A 17,350-nucleotide genomic window follows, 5' to 3' on the forward strand; every position below is an offset into this window, starting at 1 on the left:
CAGCTCTTGCCCTGTGCCTTGCAGGAGTGGCTGCCGGCCGGTCATCTGGCGTACTTCATCAGTGACACGGTCGACAGCCTCGAGCTGAAGGCCTTCCATGCCCGCTATGCAGGTGGTGGCTCACGCAACCAGCCGTTTCATCCGGCCATGATGGTCAAGGTGCTGGTCTACGCCTACGCCACGGGCGTGTTCAGCTCGCGCAAGATTGCCAAGAAGCTGCACGAGGACATTGCCTTTCGGGTCCTGGCGGCCGATAACTTTCCGGCGCATCGCACGATCCGGGACTTTCGTGCGCTGCACCTGGCCGAGTTCACCGAACTGTTTACGCAGGTGGTGCGCCTGGCCCGTGAGATGGGGCTGGTCAAGCTCGGTACCGTGGCCATTGACGGCACGAAGATCAAGGCCAATGCCAGCCGTCACAAGGCCATGAGCTATGGGCGCATGCAGATCGCTGAGGTCGAACTCAAGGCGCAGATTGCCGATCTCATGAAGAGGGCCGCTGCTGCGGATCAGGCCGAGCGCGATGAGCCCGAGCTGGACATACCGGCTGAGATTGAACGGCGCCAAGCGCGTCTGGCAGCCATTGAGGCGGCCAAGGCACGGCTTGAAGAGCGTCAGCGCCAGGCCGATACGCAGCGCGGCCGCAGTCAAGATGATGATCGCCGCCCGAGGGGCCCAGATGGCAAGCCCAAGGGGGGCGGGCCTTACCAGCGCGATTTCGGCGTGCCCCCAGCCAAAGCCCAGGACAACTTTACCGATCCTCAGTCACGCATCATGAAGCGCGCAGGCGGCGGGTTTGACTACTGCTTTAACGCCCAGACTGCAGTCGATGAGACTGCTCACATCATCGTTGCCGCCGAAGTGGTCAACACCAGCTCGGACGTGCATCAATTGCCCAAAGTGCTCGATGCGCTCAAGGCTCATACTGGGCAACAGGCCAAGCAGGTTCTGGCCGATGCGGGCTACCGCAGCGAAGCCGTCATGGCAGAACTTTCGAAAACGCTGCCGCAGACCGAATTGGTCATCGCTTTGGGGCGCGAAGGCAAGCAGCAAACCCAACCGGCTGATGCACAGCGCTACCCGCACACGCTGGCCATGCGAGCCAAGCTCCAAACTGAGCAAGGCAAAGCGGCGTATCGCAAGCGCAAGTGGATCGCCGAGCCGCCCAACGGGTGGATCAAGAGCGTGCTGGGCTTCAGACAATTCAGCATGCGGGGACTGGAAAAGGCAAAGGCCGAGTTCAAGCTCGTGTGCATGGCGCTCAATCTGCGAAGAATGGGCGCCATGAGGATGGCATGAGGGGCAAAACGGGCTCAGATAGCGCTAAAAGCAGCCCAAACAAAGGGCCGTGACGTCCTCTTGCGGCTCGCTGGGGTGTTTTGCTGAAATATTAAGCAGGCCGATCGCAACACATCACTTTGCGCGACAGATCAAAACCTTCTGCCGCCCAGGCTCCTAGTACGCTTGAAACTCGTTGCTGTCCCGGCTGAGCAATTGCATCAGTTTGGGGTGGATGAAGAGCTTTTCTTTCCCATAGGTCATTTCGCGCAGCACACCCAAGGCCACGAGCTCTTTCAAATACCGCGATGCGGCTTGCCGTTGCCCAATCTTCTTGTCCACGAGGTTGCCAATTCGGCAGTAGGGCTGTTCAAAGATCACATCCACCAGCTCGCGGCTGTAGATTTTGGGCAAGCTCAGGCGAATGTGTTCGGTGGTGTGTTCAGCCAATTGCCGGATTGCCGCAATCTTTCCTGTGGTCCATCGCGATGTTTCTTCCACCGCTTTGAGCATGAACAAGACCCAAGGCTCCCAAGCTTGGTCCCGCGTGACTTCCAGCAAAAGGCGGTAATAGTCGGCTTTGTTCGCGATGATGTGCCGACTCAAATAGAGGATGGGCAGGTTCAACAACTCTTGCTGGATCAGAAAGAGGATGTTGATGACACGGCCTGTGCGTCCGTTGCCGTCCGTGAAGGGGTGAATGGCTTCAAATTGGTAATGCCCAACAGCCATTCGTATCAATGGGTCCAGTTCGGTTTCGTTGTGCAGAAAGCGTTCCCAGTTGGCCAGCAGGGTTCGCAACCGGTCTTCCCCTTCCGGCGGTGTGTAGATCACTTCGCCCGTTCGGTCGTTGGCCAGTTGGGTACCGGGTGTACGCCGGATATCCATGTCTGCACCTTTGAGGGTGCGACACACTTCAACCGCCGTGGCCGTGCACAGTGGCCTGGATTGGAGTGACCGATAGCCATGGTGCAGTGCGGTTCGGTAACGCAAGGCTTCTTTGGTGGCGTGATCGGCTTGCCCATCACCATCAACGTGTTGAAACAGCTGGTCGGTGGTGGTGACGATATTTTCGATTTCCGAGCTGTCTTTGGCCTCCAATAGCGGAATCGTGTTGATAAGCATGGTCTGGTTGGGGATCAGCTCGGCGGCTTGTTTCAGCTCGGCCAATGCAGCGCGGGCCGTAATGCAGGCACGCAGCACTGCTTTGCTTTCCAGGTCGTGCCCCGGAGGCAGTGTCGGTAAGTGGTTGTGCGCCCGGTCTGGCCGCCAAACGGTTTCGATGTCGTACATGTACTTGAAATTAAATTATTGAAACATGTTCGAAGAATATGTTCTCATGAGCGACACGTCAAGCAAACGTGTCGCAATAATTCAATTTTTCAAACATGAGAGTAGCCTCATGTTCTTGGCGAGTACACGTCACCCCTATCATGTCGCCAAAATAGGGTTTTGACGACATGTGGTTTCGGATCGATCAAATATCGATATTGCCCGCCCGCAGCGCGTTGCCCTCCATGAAGGCTGGCGGTGCGCTTTGATTTCTAGGGCGTAGTTTCGGTTGATTCAGTCCAAGCGGTATTGCGCAGCCAGCTTCAAAAAGCCCTGCACATCGGGGTCGAGTCCGGTTTCGGACTGCAAAATATCGCCCACGGCAGGCGCTGTTTGCGCGGCCAGTCGGGCATCTAAAAACAGCAATCGGGATCGGCGGGCCAACACGTCTTCCACGCTCAGTGCGTATTCGTAGCGGGCCGCAAAGCGCACCATGGCTTCGCTCAGGCTCGGGGTCAACCAGTGGTTGGCGCCGGGCAGTTGGGCCAGCCAGGTTTGTTCGTTGCCATAGCTGTGTGCACCTTCGGCCTCGCCCAAGGAGACCGCGGGGCCAGCCTCCGCCCCCACCGCCCCCACCGCACCGAACAAAGGCAGGTGCGCGGTTTGTGCCGGTCCGCGTGGCAGCAGGCGTGCGTGGTCCACACACTTTTGCAGCACGTCTTCGGCCATCGCGCGGTAGGTGGTCCATTTGCCGCCGGTCACCGTGACCAGGCCCGAACGGCTGACGACCACGGTGTGTTCGCGGCTCAGGGCTTTGGTGTTGTCGCCATCGCTTTGCGGCGGTTTGACCAAGGGACGCAAACCGACCCAAATGCTTTTGACATCTGGGCGCCCCGGTGCGCGCTTCAAATAGCGCGCAGACTCTTGCAAGATGAAGTCGATTTCGGCTTCAAAAGCCAACGGCTCGCGGGCCAAATCGTCACGCGGTGTGTCGGTGGTGCCCAAGATCACTTGGCCCAACCAAGGCACGGCAAACAGCACGCGGCCATCGGCGGTTTTGGGCACCATCAGGGCCTCTGGGTTGGGCCAAAAACTTTTGTCCACTACCAGGTGCACGCCCTGACTGGGGGCCACCATGGCTTGCGTGCTGCCGTCTTGCTCGCGCAGCGCATCCACCCACACGCCCGTGGCATTGACCACGCAACGCGCCTGAATTTCGTGTGTTTGGCTGGTGAGGGTGTCGGTGCATTGCAAGCCAGTCACTTGGCCTTCGGTGTAGAGCAGGCGTTCGGCCCGCATGCGGTTGAGCAGCAAGGCCCCTTGGCTCGCTGCGCTGCGCGCCAGCGCCAGCGCCAGCTTGGCATCGTTGAACTGCCCGTCCCAATACTTCACGCCACCACGCAATCCCGCAGCTTGCACCGTTGGCAAGCAGGCCAGCGTGTCTTGGCGCGACAAAAACTCGGTGCGCCCCAAGCCGGATGCGCCGGCCAAGGCGTCGTACACCTTGAGGCCGATGCCGTAGAACGGCTTTTCCCACCACGCATAGGTGGGCATGACAAAGGGCAGCGCTTGGGCCAGGTGCGGGGCGTTGCGCAGCAAGGTGCTGCGCTCGTGCAGGGCTTCGCGCACCAGGTCGAGCTGGCCTTGGGCCAAATAGCGCACGCCACCGTGCACCAACTTGGTCGACCGCGACGAGGTGCCTTTGGCAAAGTCATCGGATTCCACCAAGACCACGCGGTAACCGCGCGAGGCCGCATCCAAGGCCAAACCCAAGCCCGTGGCGCCACCACCCACAACGGCCAGGTCATAGACGGTGTCAGCCTGCAACTGCGCCACGAGGTCAGCTCGGCGGGTGGGCAGGGGTGGTGCAAGTGGGGGTGGGGTCTGCATGGATTAAAGTGGCTGGATCCCACAGATTATGGTTCGATACGCCCATGACTTACCTTCTCGCCCTCGACCAAGGCACGTCCAGTTCGCGCAGCATCGTGTTCAACGCTCAGGGTCAGATCATGGCCATGGCGCAGCAAGAGATCACGCAGATCTACCCCCAGCCCGGCTGGGTGGAGCACGACCCGATGCAGATTTGGCAAACCCAGCTGGCCACGGCCGTTGAGGCGCTGGCCAAGAGCGGCATCAGCGCAGCCCAAGTGTCGGCGCTGGGCATCACCAACCAACGCGAAACCACGGTGGTGTGGCGCAAAGGCTCGGGCCAGCCGATTCACAACGCCATCGTGTGGCAAGACCGCCGCACCGAGCCGGCTTGCGCGGCCCTGCGTGAACAAGGGCTGGCGGACACGATCCAGGCCAAAACCGGCTTGCTGGTGGACGCGTATTTTTCTGGCACCAAACTGCAATGGCTGTTGGACAACGTGCCCAACGCCCGCGCCCAAGCCGAGCGCGGCGAATTGCTGTTTGGCACGGTGGACAGCTGGCTGATGTGGCAGCTGAGCGGTGGCGCGGTGCACGCCACCGATGTGAGCAACGCCTCGCGCACGATGCTCTTCAACATCCACACCCACCAATGGGACACCGAGTTGCTGGCGGCCTTGCGCATCCCGCACGCCATGATGCCCACGGTGCACGCCTCTAGCGCGGTGTATGGCCAGATGCGCCCCGAGCTGCTGGGCCATGCCATCACGATCGGCGGGGTGGCGGGCGACCAACAAAGCGCCCTGTTTGGCCAAGCTTGCTTTGGCGCGGGCATGGCCAAAAACACTTATGGCACTGGCTGCTTCATGCTCATGCACACGGGCCACACGGCCATGCATTCGCAAAATGGTTTGATCACCACCAGCGCGGCACAAGTGGCGGTAAAGGTGACGGCACAACCCAAGAGCGCGCCGCAGTTTGCTTTGGAGGGCAGCGTGTTTGTGGGCGGTGCCGTGGTGCAGTGGCTGCGCGATGGCCTGGGCGCCATTCGCCACAGCAGCGAGGTGCAAGCCTTGGCCGAAAGCGTGCCCGATTCGGGCGGCGTGATGGTGGTGCCTGCCTTCACCGGGCTGGGTGCGCCCTATTGGAGGCCGGATGCACGCGGCTCCATCACGGGCCTGACGCGTGGTAGCACTGTGGCGCACATTGCGCGTGCGGCCCTGGAGAGCATCGCCTTTCAAAGCGCGGCTTTGTTGCAAGCCATGGGCCGCGATTTGGCGCAGGCGGGCGTGGCCCCGGTGCAAGAGTTGCGCGTGGACGGCGGCGCGTGCGTCAACAACCTGCTCATGCAGTTTCAGGCCGACTTGCTGGGCCTGGATGTGGTGCGCCCCGAAGTGACCGAGACCACCGCTCTGGGCGCGGCTTATTTGGCGGGCTTATCGACGGGCGTGTACGCCAGCACCGAAGAGTTGAGCGCGCAGTGGCGCGTGGAACGGCGCTTCAGCCCGCAGCGCCTGCCCGACTTCGCCGCCAAACAAATGGCGCTGTGGGAACACGCGGTGCGCAAGACGGTGCTTTGAGGCTCAAATATCGATGTTCCCCGCCCGCAGCGCGTTGCTCTCGATGAAGTGGCGGCGTGGCTCCACCTCGTCGCCCATGAGCATGGTGAACACGCGGTCGGCTTCGATGGCGTCGTCGATCTGCACGCGCAGCAGGCGGCGCACGGTGGGGTCCATGGTGGTTTCCCACAGCTGAGCGGGGTTCATTTCGCCCAAGCCTTTGTAGCGCTGGCGGCTGGTGGTGCGTTCGGCTTCGCTGATGAGCCAATGCATGGCCTGGCGGAAGTCGCCCACTTTTTCTTCTTTCTGACGCTCGCCTTCACCGCGGCTGGCTTTGGCACCTTCGCCCAGCAAGCCGCGGAAGGTCTCGGCCGCTTCGGCCAGCGCGCCATAGTCGGCACCGTGCACAAAGTCTTGGGTGATGATGCTGCTCTTGATGTTGCCGTGGTGGCGGCGGCTGATGCGCAGAATGGGTTTGTCGGTGCGCACGTCAAATTCGGCGCTCACTTCGGCAGGGATGCCGGTGGTGTTGAGTTCACGCAGCTTGGCTTGCAGCGCGGGGGCGCAGGCGGCGGCTAACTCCATGTTGTCGAGGTTGAGCGACACGCCATCGGCCATGGCGCGCAGGGCTTCGGCGTCCATGAAATTGGACAGGCGGGCGATGACTTGTTCGGCCACTTGGTGTTTGCGGGCCAGTGCTTCTAGGGTTTCGCCCGTCAGCACTTGGGGCGCAGCGCCGCCGGTGCTGATGCTGGCGTCTTTGAGCGCGATGCGCAGCAAGAAACCGTCGAGCGCCGGGCCGTCTTTGAGGTACAGCTCTTCTTTGCCGGCCTTGACTTTGTAGAGCGGTGGCTGGGCAATGTAGATGTGGCCACGCTCCACCAAATCAGGCATTTGACGGTAGAAGAAGGTGAGCAGCAATGTGCGGATGTGCGCGCCGTCCACGTCGGCGTCGGTCATGATGATGATGCGGTGGTAGCGCAGTTTGTCGACGTTGAAGTCGTCGGTGCCACTCTTGCCCGATTCGGCGCTGGCTTTGCCAATGCCGGTGCCAAGCGCCGTGATGAGCGTGACGATTTCGTTGCTGGTGAGCAGCTTTTCGTAGCGGGCTTTCTCCACGTTCAAGATCTTGCCGCGCAGGGGCAAGATGGCCTGGAACTTACGGTCGCGGCCTTGCTTGGCCGAGCCGCCGGCCGAATCTCCCTCGACGATGTAGATTTCGCACAGGGCCGGGTCTTTTTCTTGGCAGTCGGCCAGTTTGCCGGGCAAGCCCATGCCGTCGAGCACGCCTTTGCGGCGTGTCATCTCGCGGGCTTTGCGGGCGGCTTCGCGGGCGCGGGCGGCTTCCACAATCTTGCCGCAGATGATCTTGGCGTCGTTCGGGCGCTCTTCCAAAAAGTCGGTCAAGGCCTTGGCCACGATGTCTTCCACCGGGGCGCGCACCTCGCTCGACACCAGCTTGTCTTTGGTCTGGCTGGAGAACTTGGGCTCGGGCACTTTGACGCTCAGCACGCAGCACAGGCCTTCGCGCATGTCGTCACCGCTGACTTCAACTTTTTGCTTTTTGGCGATCTCGTTTTTCTCGATGTACTTGGCAATCACGCGGGTCATCGCAGCACGCAGGCCCGTCAGGTGTGTGCCGCCGTCACGTTGTGGGATGTTGTTGGTGAAGCACAGCACGTTCTCGTTGTAGCCGTCGTTCCACTGCATGGCCACTTCGACACCGATGCTGGTGCCGGGGATGCCGCCGTAACTGTCAGCAGGACGCTCGCCCATGGCGTGGAAAGCGTTGGGGTGCAGCACCTTTTTGTTGGCGTTGATGAAGTCGACAAAGCCTTTGACGCCACCAGCGCCGGAGAAGTCGTCTTCTTTGCCGCTGCGCTCGTCTTTGAGGCGAATGCGCACGCCGTTGTTCAGGAAGGACAGTTCGCGCAAACGCTTGGCCAAAATTTCGTAATGGAAATCGGTGTTCTGCGTGAAGATTTCCACGTCGGGCAAGAAGTGCACTTCGGTGCCGCGCTTGTCGGTGGCACCTGTCACGCGCATGGGCGAGACTTCCACGCCGTCCACGGTTTCGAGCAAACGGTTTTGGACAAAGCCTTTGGCAAAGTCGATCTGGTGCACTTTGCCTTCGCGGCGCACCGTCAGGCGCAGCCATTTGCTCAAAGCATTCACGCAAGACACACCCACGCCGTGTAAACCGCCGGAGACCTTGTAGCTGTTTTGGTTGAACTTGCCGCCTGCGTGCAACTCAGTCAAAGCGATTTCGGAAGCACTGCGCTTGGGCTCGTGCTTGTCGTCCATCTTCACGCCCGTGGGGATGCCGCGGCCGTTGTCGGTGACGGAAATCGAGTTGTCGGAGTGGATGGTGACCACGATGTCGTCGCAGTGGCCAGCCAGCGCTTCGTCAATCGAGTTGTCGACGACCTCGAACACCAAATGGTGCAAGCCGGTGCCATCGGACGTGTCGCCGATGTACATGCCGGGGCGTTTGCGCACGGCTTCCAGGCCTTCCAGAATCTGGATGGAGCCTTCGCCGTAGCCTTCGGATGCGCCCGCTTGGTGGGCGTCGATCTTGGGTTGCGCGGTGGTGAAAGCGTCTTCGCTGGGGTTGATGTCGTCGGTCATGTTCAATTTTCTCTGTCGCTTGAATGGCCGAAACCCGCGAAGGGTCGCGGGTTTCGATAAGGTCTATGGGCGTAGGGCGCGGGCCTTAAATGCGCATGGGCATCACCACGTATTTGAAGTTGTCGTTCTCGGGGATCGTGATCAGCGCCGAGCTGTTGCCGTCGGCCAGATCGATGCGGACCATGTCCTGGCCCATGTTGGCCAACACGTCGATGATGTAGGTGACGTTGAAGCCAATTTCGATGGCGTCGCCGCCGTAATCGATGTCGAGTTCGTCCACGGCTTCTTCTTGTTCGGCGTTGGTCGAAGCCACACGCAAGGTACCGGGCTCGAGATTCAAACGCACGCCTTTGAACTTGTCGCTGGTCAAGATGGCGGTTCGCTGCAAGCAAGACAGGAGCGCTTGGCGGCCCAGCGTCAGGTTGTTGCGGTGGCCTTTGGGAATCACACGGTTGTAGTCGGGGAACTTGCCTTCGACCAGCTTGGTCACAAACTCCATGCCGTCAAAACTGAACTTGGCTTGGTTGTTGGCAAACTGCATTTCGATCGCGCCATCGGCGTCTGACAGCAGGCGCTGCAGTTCGATCACGGTCTTGCGCGGCAAGATCACTTCTTGTTTGGTGGGCACTTCCACGTCGAGCGTGGCGGCGGTGAACGCCAAGCGGTGGCCGTCGGTGGCCACCAGGCTCAGGCGGTTGCCTTCGGCCACAAACAAAATGCCGTTCAGGTAGTAACGGATGTCGTGCACGGCCATGGCAAACGAGACCTGTCCCAGCAGTTGCTTGAGGGTCTTTTGTGGCACGCTGAACACGGGGCCAAAGCTGGCGGCTTCTTGCACCAGCGGAAAGTCTTCGGCCGGCAAAGTCTGCAAGGTGAACTTGGACTTGCCGCCCTTCAAGATCAGCTTGGCTTGTGACGATTCCAGGCTCACGGTCTGGTCGGCAGGCATGGTGCGCAAGATGTCGATCAGTTTGCGCGCGCCCACGGTGGTGGTGAAGTCGCCTGGATCACCTTCCATCTCTGCCGTGGTGCGGATCTGGATTTCGAGGTCACTGGTGGTCAGTTGCAGTGCGTGACCGGTTTTGCGGATCAGCACGTTGGCCAGTACAGGCAATGTGTGACGGCGCTCAACAATGCCGGACACGGATTGCAGGACCGACAGCAATTTGTCTTGGGTGGCCTTCAGGACGATCATTTGTCTACCTTTGGTGGTTTTTTATCGTCGCAGTTCAAATCTGGACGAAATTTTCGCTACAGGGTGCATTTTCGCCGCTTTTTGCCCAGAAAACGGGCTTCAAAGGGGTCAAATCACCGAAAACAAGCCAGAGGAGCGGGGTCATGGCGGTTTAACCCTTGAGGGTCTGCTCCAAAACGTGAAGTTGCTGGTTCAACTCGGTCATTTGCTGACGTTCAGCACCAATTTTGCGCACAGCGTGCAACACCGTGGTGTGGTCGCGCCCGCCAAACAGCTCGCCGATCTCGGGCAGGCTTTTTTGGGTCATTTCTTTGGCAAGGTACATGGCGATCTGGCGCGGGCGGGCGATGCTGGCCGGGCGCTTCTTGCTGTACATGTCGGCGACCTTGATCTTGTAATAGTCGGCCACGGTTTTCTGGATGTTTTCCACGCTGATCTGGCGGTTTTGAATCGACAGCAAATCGCGCAAGGCGTCACGGGCCAACTGGATCGAGATGTCTTTTTGGTTGAAACGCGAATAGGCCAGGATTTTGCGCAGCGCGCCCTCCAGCTCACGCACGTTGGAGCGCACATTTTTGGCCACAAAAAACGCCACCTCTTCGGGCATCTCGCTGCCTTCGCTGATGGCTTTGTTGATCAAAATCGCCACGCGCATCTCCAGCTCGGGCGGCTCCATGGCCACCGTCAGGCCCGAGTCAAAGCGCGACACCAAGCGCTCATGGATGTCGGCCAGGCCCTTGGGGTAGGTGTCGCTGGTCATCACGATGTGCGACTTTTTGGCCAACAGGGCCTCGAAAGCGTTGAAAAACTCTTCTTGCGTGCGGTCTTTGTTGGCAAAGAACTGGACGTCGTCGATCAGCAGCAAATCGAGTGAGTGGTAGTGGTGTTTGAACTCATCAAAAGTCTTGCGCTGGTAGGCTTTAACCACATCCGACACAAACTGTTCAGCATGGATGTACAAAACTTTGGCTTCGGGGCGGTCTGCGAGCAGTTTGTTGCCGATGGCGTGCATCAGGTGGGTCTTGCCCAAACCCACGCCGCCATAGATGAACAAGGGGTTGTACAGATGACCCGGCGAGCCCGAGACATGCATGGCCGCGGCACGTGCCATGCGGTTGGCAGTGCCTTCGACCAAGTTATCAAAATTCAAGGCGCTGTTGAGGCGACTGCGAAAGGGGTTGGCGGCCGATTCGTCGGCCACTGCAGTCAAAGTCACCGGCATGTCCATAGAGGAAGGCGTTGAAGCCTTCGCAGATCTGACGCCGCTTTCGCGCTGAGTGATCGCCAACTCAAGTTTGACTGGATGGCCTTGCAGGCTTTCTAACAAGGCGGACAAACGACCCGCGTATTGGGCACGAATCCAGTCCAGCTTGAAACGGTTGGCCACATATATGGTGACCGTCTGATGGTCTTTGGATACCTGTGCCGAGAGGGGTTTGATCCAGGTGTTGAATTGCTGCTCTGGCAACTCACGCGCCAAATCGTCGACGCAGGCTTGCCACAAAGATGGGCTGGGATCGGCCTGAAATTCTGGGGTCATTCCCTCGGTCATTGCGTACTTTTTTATTGTGGACAGAAGTGGTCGGGATGCACGGAACGACGGGCTTTATCAAGAGCTTATCCACATGCTGAATCGAAAAGAAAGGGGATCATAAACCACATCCAAGCTTGAACACTCCGGACACACCCTGATGGACAAAAATACAGTTTGTTTGCCGTGGATCTGAAAGTTTGCGATAATCTTGGGTTTCGCCCAAAGCTGATCCATGGCATTGGGCACAAAGGAAGAGTTATGAAACGCACCTACCAACCATCTAAGACACGTCGCGCCCGTACCCACGGCTTTCTAGTTCGCATGAAAACCCGTGGCGGCCGCGCTGTGATCAATGCACGCCGCGCCAAGGGCCGCAAGCGCCTGGCTGTCTAATGACTGTTCAGCCGTCTGCTCGTGGCCCATCGCCACTTCGGGCGGTTGCAATCGGGGCATGGCCATCGTGCAGCGTTTAAAAACACGCCCACAGTTTCAGGCTGCCCTAGCGGGTGGTACGGTCTCGCGGACAGCGCATTTCGCGTTGCATCGCCTGAACCTGCCCAAGCCCTCAGACCACCCATCGGCCCCCGCCGAACATATCGGGCCTGCACCCTCACCGGAGCAGGCCCTTTTTGACTTGTCGGGCGTTTGGCTGGGCGCCATGGTGCCCAAGCGCTGGGCGCGTCGAGCGGTGACCCGCAACGCCATCAAACGGCAGATCTACAACGTGAGTGAACGCTTTGGCGAACGACTGCCTGTAGCCGCGCACGTGGTGCGTCTGCGCACCACGTTTGATCGCAAACTGTTCATCAGCGCCAGCTCTGACCAACTCAAGTTGGCCGTGCGCCTTGAGCTGGAACAGCTTTTTGAACGCGCCGCCCTAGAACCTCTTCACCCTAAGGCCGCAGCATGATCATTCAGCGCGTTTTGATGGGTGTGGTGCGTGGCTACCGCTTGCTGCTCAGCCCCTGGCTCGGCTCCTCGTGCAGATTCGAGCCCACGTGTTCCGCCTATGCTTTGGACGCTTTGTCGGCACATGGCGCTGCGGCTGGCAGTTACCTGACCATGCACCGGTTGGTGCGTTGCAGCCCTTGGTGCAAGGGTGGCCATGACCCTGTTCCCGCACAAGCACCCCGCTTGTTCTCTGATTTGTTTTCCCCTACGTCGTCAAAGAAGACCCCATGAACGATATCCGTCGCACCATCCTTTGGGTGATTTTTGGTTTTTCCCTGGTTCTGCTGTGGGACCAATGGCAGCTTCACAATGGGAATAAAGCCACATTTTTCCCCAAGCCTGAAATAGCCGCACCAGCCCCTGCGCCCGCTGCAGGCTCCGCGCCCGCCTCGGCCACCAACGGTGCCAACGCATTGCCAACGGCCACGACAGCCGTGACGGCATCGCCTGGTCAGGTGCCCACTTCAGCATCTGGCGCTACAGCCACAGCGCGTGAAAAAATCGAGATCGAAACCGATGTGCTCAAGCTGAGCTTTGATTCGGAAGGCGGCTCTTTGGTGCGCAGCGAATTCACCAAGCACCGCGACTTGGTTGACCCCCATAAGAACATGGTGTTGCTGGACCAAAGCAGCAACCGCGTTTACATGGCGCAAACCGGTTTGATCGGCGGGGACTTCCCAACCCACAAGACCCCCATGAGTTTCAGTGGCGATCGCAAACTCAAAGATGGCCTGGATGAATTGACGGTTCGTTTTGAATCGGCCGAGATCAACGGCGTTCAGCTCGTCAAAACCTACACCTTCAAACGCGGCAGCCACGTCATCAACGTCAAGCACGACGTGGTGAACAAAGGCAGCGTGCCGGTGTCGCCACAGCTGTACATGCAGCTGGTGCGTGACGGCAACAAGCCTGAGGGCGAGTCGGCGTTTTACTTCACCTTCACCGGACCGGCTGTTTACACCGAAGCCAAGAAATACCAAAAGTTGGAGTTTTCCGACATCGAAAAGAACAAGACCGAGTTCGAAAAATCCTCTCCCAATGGTTATGTGGCCATGGTGCAGCACTACTTTGCCAGCGCTTGGCTGTTGCCTGAAGGCATTCAGCGCGAAAACTTTGCCCGCAAGGTCGACACCAACCTGTACGCCGTGGGCATGATCACGCCGTTTGCAGAGCTGGCCCCTGGCCAGACCCGCAGCCTCAGCAACCATCTGTTCAGCGGTCCACAAGAAGAAAAAGTGCTCGAAGCCCTGTCGCCAGGCCTGGACTTGGTGAAAGACTATGGCTGGTTGGCCATGCTGTCCAAGCCTTTGTACTGGCTGCTGGACCAACTGCACAGCGTGCTGCAAAACTGGGGCTGGGCCATCGTCGCCTTGGTGCTGTTGATCAAGATCGCTTTCTATTGGCTCAACGCCAAGGCCTACTCCAGCATGGCCAAGATGAAAGCCATCAACCCCAAGATCATGGAAATGCGTGAGCGCCTGAAAAACAACCCGCAGCAAATGCAGCAGGAGATGATGAAGATTTACCGTGAAGAGAAGGTCAACCCCATGGGCGGCTGCTTCCCGATCATGGTTCAGATCCCTGTTTTCATTGCGCTGTACTGGGTGCTGTTGTCCAGCGTGGAGATGCGCAATGCCCCATGGCTGGGCTGGATTCAGGACTTGGCAGCGCCCGATCCTTACTACATCTTGCCGCTGATCATGACGCTGACGACTTTGCTGCAAACGGCATTGAACCCCGCGCCACCCGATCCGATGCAAGCCAAATTGATGTGGATGATGCCGCTGATTTTCTCGGTGATGTTCTTCTTCTTCCCGTCCGGCTTGGTGCTCTACTGGATCACGAACAACATCTTGTCGATTGCACAGCAGTGGATGATCAACACCCGCATGGGCGTACCGCCGCAGTTCAACTTGCCAAAGTTCAAGTAAAACCACCCCACCCCAAGGGCCGCGCAAGCGGCCTTTTTTTGCTTCACCCCGTCCAAGACCGCCATGCTCGCCAGACACCAAGAACCCATCGTCGCCATCGCCACCGCACCCGGTCGCGGTGCGGTGGGCATTGTGCGAGTCTCGGGCCGCAATTTGGCGTCACTGATTCACGCGCTGTGCGGCCGCGCGCTCAAGCCGCGCGAGGCCACGTATTTGCCCTTTGTCGATGCCGATGGCAGCCCGATCGACCACGGCTTAGCGCTGCATTTTGTGGCCCCGCACTCGTTCACAGGCGAAGACGTGCTGGAGTTGCAGGCACACGGTGGTCCGGTGGTTTTGCAGCTGCTGGTGGCGCGCTGCCTGCAAGCGGCGGCCAAGGTGGACCCCGCCACAGGCCAGCCGCACTTGGCAGGTTTGCGCGTGGCGCAACCGGGCGAGTTTTCCGAACGTGCATTTCTGAACGACAAGATCGACTTGGCTCAGGCTGAAGCGATTGCCGACCTGATCGATGCCAGCACCGAAGCTGCGGCTCGCAGCGCCAGCCGTTCTTTGGCGGGTGATTTCTCCAAAGAGATCCATCTGCTGCGCGATGCGCTGATTCACCTGCGCATGTTGGTCGAGGCCACGCTGGACTTCCCGGAAGAAGAGATCGACTTTTTGCAAAAGGCCGATGCACAGGGCCAGCTGAACCGTCTGCAAGCGGCCTTGGACACGGTGCTGGGCAAAGCCCGACAAGGTGCCTTGTTGCGTGAAGGCATCAAGGTGGTGATTGCAGGCCAGCCCAATGCGGGCAAGAGTTCGCTGCTCAACGCGCTGGCCGGGGCCGAGCTGGCCATCGTCACGCCCATAGCGGGCACCACGCGCGATGTGGTGCAGCAAACCATTCAAATCGAAGGCGTGCCACTGCATGTGATCGACACCGCCGGGCTGCGCGAAGGTGAAGGCGTAGACGAGGTCGAGCAAATCGGCATTGCCCGCGCCTGGGGTCAGATCGACAACGCCGACGCGGTGCTGTTTTTGCACGATCTGACGCGAGTGGGCCAAGCCGATTACGACATGGCCGATGCCGACATTGCCACCGCCCTGCAAAGTCGCTTGCCTGCCAGCGTGACGGTGATCGATGTTTGGAACAAAGCCGATGCGGCCAGCGTTGAACAAGTTCGCACAGGCTTGACGCTCTCGGCCCGCACTGGCGAAGGCCTAGAGGCCCTGCGCCAGCAACTGCTACAGCAAGCCGGTTGGCAACAAGCCAGCGAAGGCCTGTTCATCGCCCGGGAACGCCATGTGCAGGCGCTGCACCGCGTACGCGAACACCTGGAAGTGGCCGATGCCCATTTGGCTGCGCAAGCGCAAAACCTCGATCTGTTGGCCGAAGAACTGCGCTTGGGCCAAAACGCGCTCAACGAGATCACGGGCGAGTTCAGCGCCGATGATTTGCTGGGCGTGATCTTTTCGAGCTTTTGCATCGGCAAATAGCAAGGCTTCCTGATCGATCCGCCGACTTCCGCAAAACTTTAGTAAACCTGCGTCACTGCAGGTTTTTTGTCCCACTCTGGTCTTGCATGTTCCGCAGCAATCCGCAAGAATGTGAGCCCAGATGTGTGCCCATGATGAACTGCGGTGTGCCCATGGCGATGCCTGTGTGTGCCCTAAACCCCTTCTGAAGTGGTGGAGAAATCACGTTCTTCTTGGGAGCACATGGTGGGCAAGTCGCTTGAATACCTCGCCGATAAGCGTTTCAGGTCGTGTGCCCATGGTCAAGCCGTTTTCATGGGCATACGCTACTGCGAGGGGGTGAATGATGGCGCTATCGGATACGAAACTGCGGAACCTGAAACCTGCGGGCAAGGCATATCAGGAAGCCGACGACGGCGGGCTGTTCATAGAAGTCCTGCCCGGCGGGGCGAAGGTTTGGCGGATGCGCTACCGTAACGGCGGGCGTGGAACCAAGCAAGAAAAGGTTACGCTTGGCAACTACCCAGCCTATTCACTGGTCGATGCCCGCACCTGGCGGGACGATTGCAAGGCACTGGCCGGGCGTGGACTCTCCCCGATGGCCTTGAAGCGCGGCGACTCCATACCCAAGGATTTGCCCCCGGCGGCGAAAGAATTGGCTCAATTCTTCATCCGCAATTGGTGCATGAAGGCCATGGCCAAGGTAAAAGCCAAAGAGGATGCATCGAGGGAAGCCGACACGGTGGAGGCCTTTACCCTGCGTTGGTATGCCGAGATTGTCGAACCCGCAAACAGCAATCCTCGCAACATCAAGCGCATTCTCGACAAGGACGTAATCCCGGCAATCGGCGCGAGGCAAATTACCGACGTGACCGTGACCGACATTCTGGCAATTACTGACAAGATCAAGAATCGCGGGGCCGACCAAATGGCGCTGCAAACCCGAAACGTGCTGAAACGGCTGTTTGCCTATGCCATAGCGCGGGAGAAAACCCAGTTCAACCCGGCTGCCGCCATTGAGGCGAAGTTCATCGCCCAAGCCAGGAGCAGGGATGTAGCCTTGCCCCCGGAGGAAGTCGGCAAACTGTTGCGTGCCATCTACCAGTCGAGCATGAAGCGTGCGCACAAGCTGGCATTGCACCTACTGATCCTGTGCATGGTGCGCAAGTCGGAACTGATCGAGGCCAAATGGGAAGAGCTTGATCTTGAAAAAGGTGAGTGGGCCATTCCAGGTGAGCGCATGAAGAAGGACAAGCCGCACCTTGTTTCACTGTCCCGGCAAGCAGTGGCCATGTTCGAGGAATTGAAAGCGCTGGCCAGTGATTCTGAGTGGGTATTCCCCAGTTCACACAGCCTGAAGCAGCCAATCGCCAAAAGCACTCTGAATGTTGCGGTGCGGGCTCTGGCGGTCGACGTACGGGACTTTGTGATTCACGATTTCCGGCGTACGGCATCAACTCACCTGCATGAAGCGGGCTTCAATTCAGACTGGATTGAGAAGTGTCTCGCGCATGAAACAAAGGGCATCCGGGGCGTCTATAACCGAGCGCAATATGCCGGCCAACGGAGGGAGATGTTGCAATGGTGGGCCGACTTTGTGGACGGTCAGATTCAAAACGGGCGCGGCAAAGTGATCATCGGGCCATTTGGCAAAGCCTACGCGGCATCGTGATAAGCC

Annotated in this window: 13 protein-coding genes; 8 read left to right on the top strand and 5 right to left on the bottom strand. The window is 59.2% G+C overall.

Annotated elements, in window-relative coordinates; translation table 11 throughout:
* Positions 1–1,299, top strand: a 1,299-nt coding sequence (locus ABWQ00_RS05990) for an IS1182 family transposase (protein ID WP_353237773.1), incomplete at its 5' end; no start/stop codon positions are given.
* Positions 1,300–1,455: 156 nt separating this feature from the next.
* Here ABWQ00_RS05990 and fic read toward each other — a convergent pair.
* Together fic and ABWQ00_RS06000 are read right to left on the bottom strand one after the other, a co-directional pair.
* Entirely contained in the window at positions 1,456–2,571 is a 1,116-nt protein-coding gene (gene fic / locus ABWQ00_RS05995) for a protein adenylyltransferase Fic (RefSeq protein WP_353237774.1), read from the bottom strand.
* A 273-nt stretch (positions 2,572–2,844) separates the two neighbouring features.
* Positions 2,845–4,440, bottom strand: a complete 1,596-nt coding sequence (locus tag ABWQ00_RS06000; RefSeq protein WP_353237775.1) for a glycerol-3-phosphate dehydrogenase/oxidase — start codon at positions 4,438–4,440, stop codon at positions 2,845–2,847.
* 44 nt (positions 4,441–4,484) lie between these two features.
* On the opposite strand from ABWQ00_RS06000, the gene glpK reads away from it, so the two are divergent.
* Complete coding sequence (gene glpK, locus ABWQ00_RS06005) at positions 4,485–5,999, top strand: glycerol kinase GlpK (protein WP_353237776.1); 1,515 nt, start codon at positions 4,485–4,487, stop codon at positions 5,997–5,999.
* A 3-nt stretch (positions 6,000–6,002) separates the two neighbouring features.
* On the opposite strand, the gene gyrB is transcribed toward glpK, so the two are convergent.
* The 3 genes from gyrB to dnaA all read right to left on the bottom strand — a co-directional run bounded on the left by gyrB (position 6,003) and on the right by dnaA (position 11,341).
* Complete coding sequence (gene gyrB / locus ABWQ00_RS06010; protein ID WP_353237777.1) at positions 6,003–8,606, bottom strand: DNA topoisomerase (ATP-hydrolyzing) subunit B; 2,604 nt, start codon at positions 8,604–8,606, stop codon at positions 6,003–6,005.
* 85 nt (positions 8,607–8,691) lie between these two features.
* A complete protein-coding gene (gene dnaN, locus ABWQ00_RS06015; protein ID WP_353237778.1) occupies positions 8,692–9,801 on the bottom strand; it encodes a DNA polymerase III subunit beta in 1,110 nt (369 codons plus the stop codon).
* Between the two features lie 151 nt (positions 9,802–9,952).
* The gene (dnaA, locus tag ABWQ00_RS06020; RefSeq protein WP_502908085.1) at positions 9,953–11,341 is read right to left on the bottom strand and encodes a chromosomal replication initiator protein DnaA; all 1,389 of its coding nucleotides are present in this window, start codon (positions 11,339–11,341) and stop codon (positions 9,953–9,955) included.
* 252 nt (positions 11,342–11,593) lie between these two features.
* Here dnaA and rpmH point away from each other — a divergent pair, with 252 nt between their 5' ends.
* The 6 genes from rpmH (at position 11,594) to ABWQ00_RS06050 (ending at position 17,344) form a co-directional block, all read left to right on the top strand.
* Positions 11,594–11,728 (top strand): 50S ribosomal protein L34, encoded by a 135-nt coding sequence (rpmH, locus tag ABWQ00_RS06025; RefSeq protein ID WP_005798102.1) that lies wholly within the window; start codon positions 11,594–11,596, stop codon positions 11,726–11,728.
* 67 nt (positions 11,729–11,795) lie between these two features.
* Complete coding sequence (locus tag ABWQ00_RS06030; RefSeq protein WP_353237884.1) at positions 11,796–12,245, top strand: ribonuclease P protein component; 450 nt, start codon at positions 11,796–11,798, stop codon at positions 12,243–12,245.
* On the top strand, positions 12,242–12,517 hold the full coding sequence (yidD, locus tag ABWQ00_RS06035; RefSeq protein WP_502908086.1) for a membrane protein insertion efficiency factor YidD: 276 nt from the start codon (positions 12,242–12,244) through the stop codon (positions 12,515–12,517). Before ABWQ00_RS06030 ends, yidD begins: the two co-directional genes overlap by 4 nt.
* The gene (gene yidC, locus ABWQ00_RS06040) at positions 12,514–14,217 is read left to right on the top strand and encodes a membrane protein insertase YidC (protein ID WP_353237780.1); all 1,704 of its coding nucleotides are present in this window, start codon (positions 12,514–12,516) and stop codon (positions 14,215–14,217) included. Before yidD ends, yidC begins: the two co-directional genes overlap by 4 nt.
* A gap of 63 nt (positions 14,218–14,280) precedes the next feature.
* Positions 14,281–15,693, top strand: coding sequence for a tRNA uridine-5-carboxymethylaminomethyl(34) synthesis GTPase MnmE (gene mnmE / locus ABWQ00_RS06045; protein ID WP_353237781.1), 1,413 nt, complete (start codon positions 14,281–14,283; stop codon positions 15,691–15,693).
* A gap of 322 nt (positions 15,694–16,015) precedes the next feature.
* Positions 16,016–17,344 carry a tyrosine-type recombinase/integrase gene (locus ABWQ00_RS06050; protein ID WP_353237782.1) on the top strand — a complete coding sequence of 443 codons (1,329 nt, stop codon included), beginning with the start codon at positions 16,016–16,018 and terminating at the stop codon, positions 17,342–17,344.
* Positions 17,345–17,350 lie beyond the last annotated feature (6 nt).

The organism is Limnohabitans sp., from assembly GCF_040400975.1.
Taxonomy (GTDB): Bacteria; Pseudomonadota; Gammaproteobacteria; order Burkholderiales; family Burkholderiaceae_C; genus Limnohabitans_A.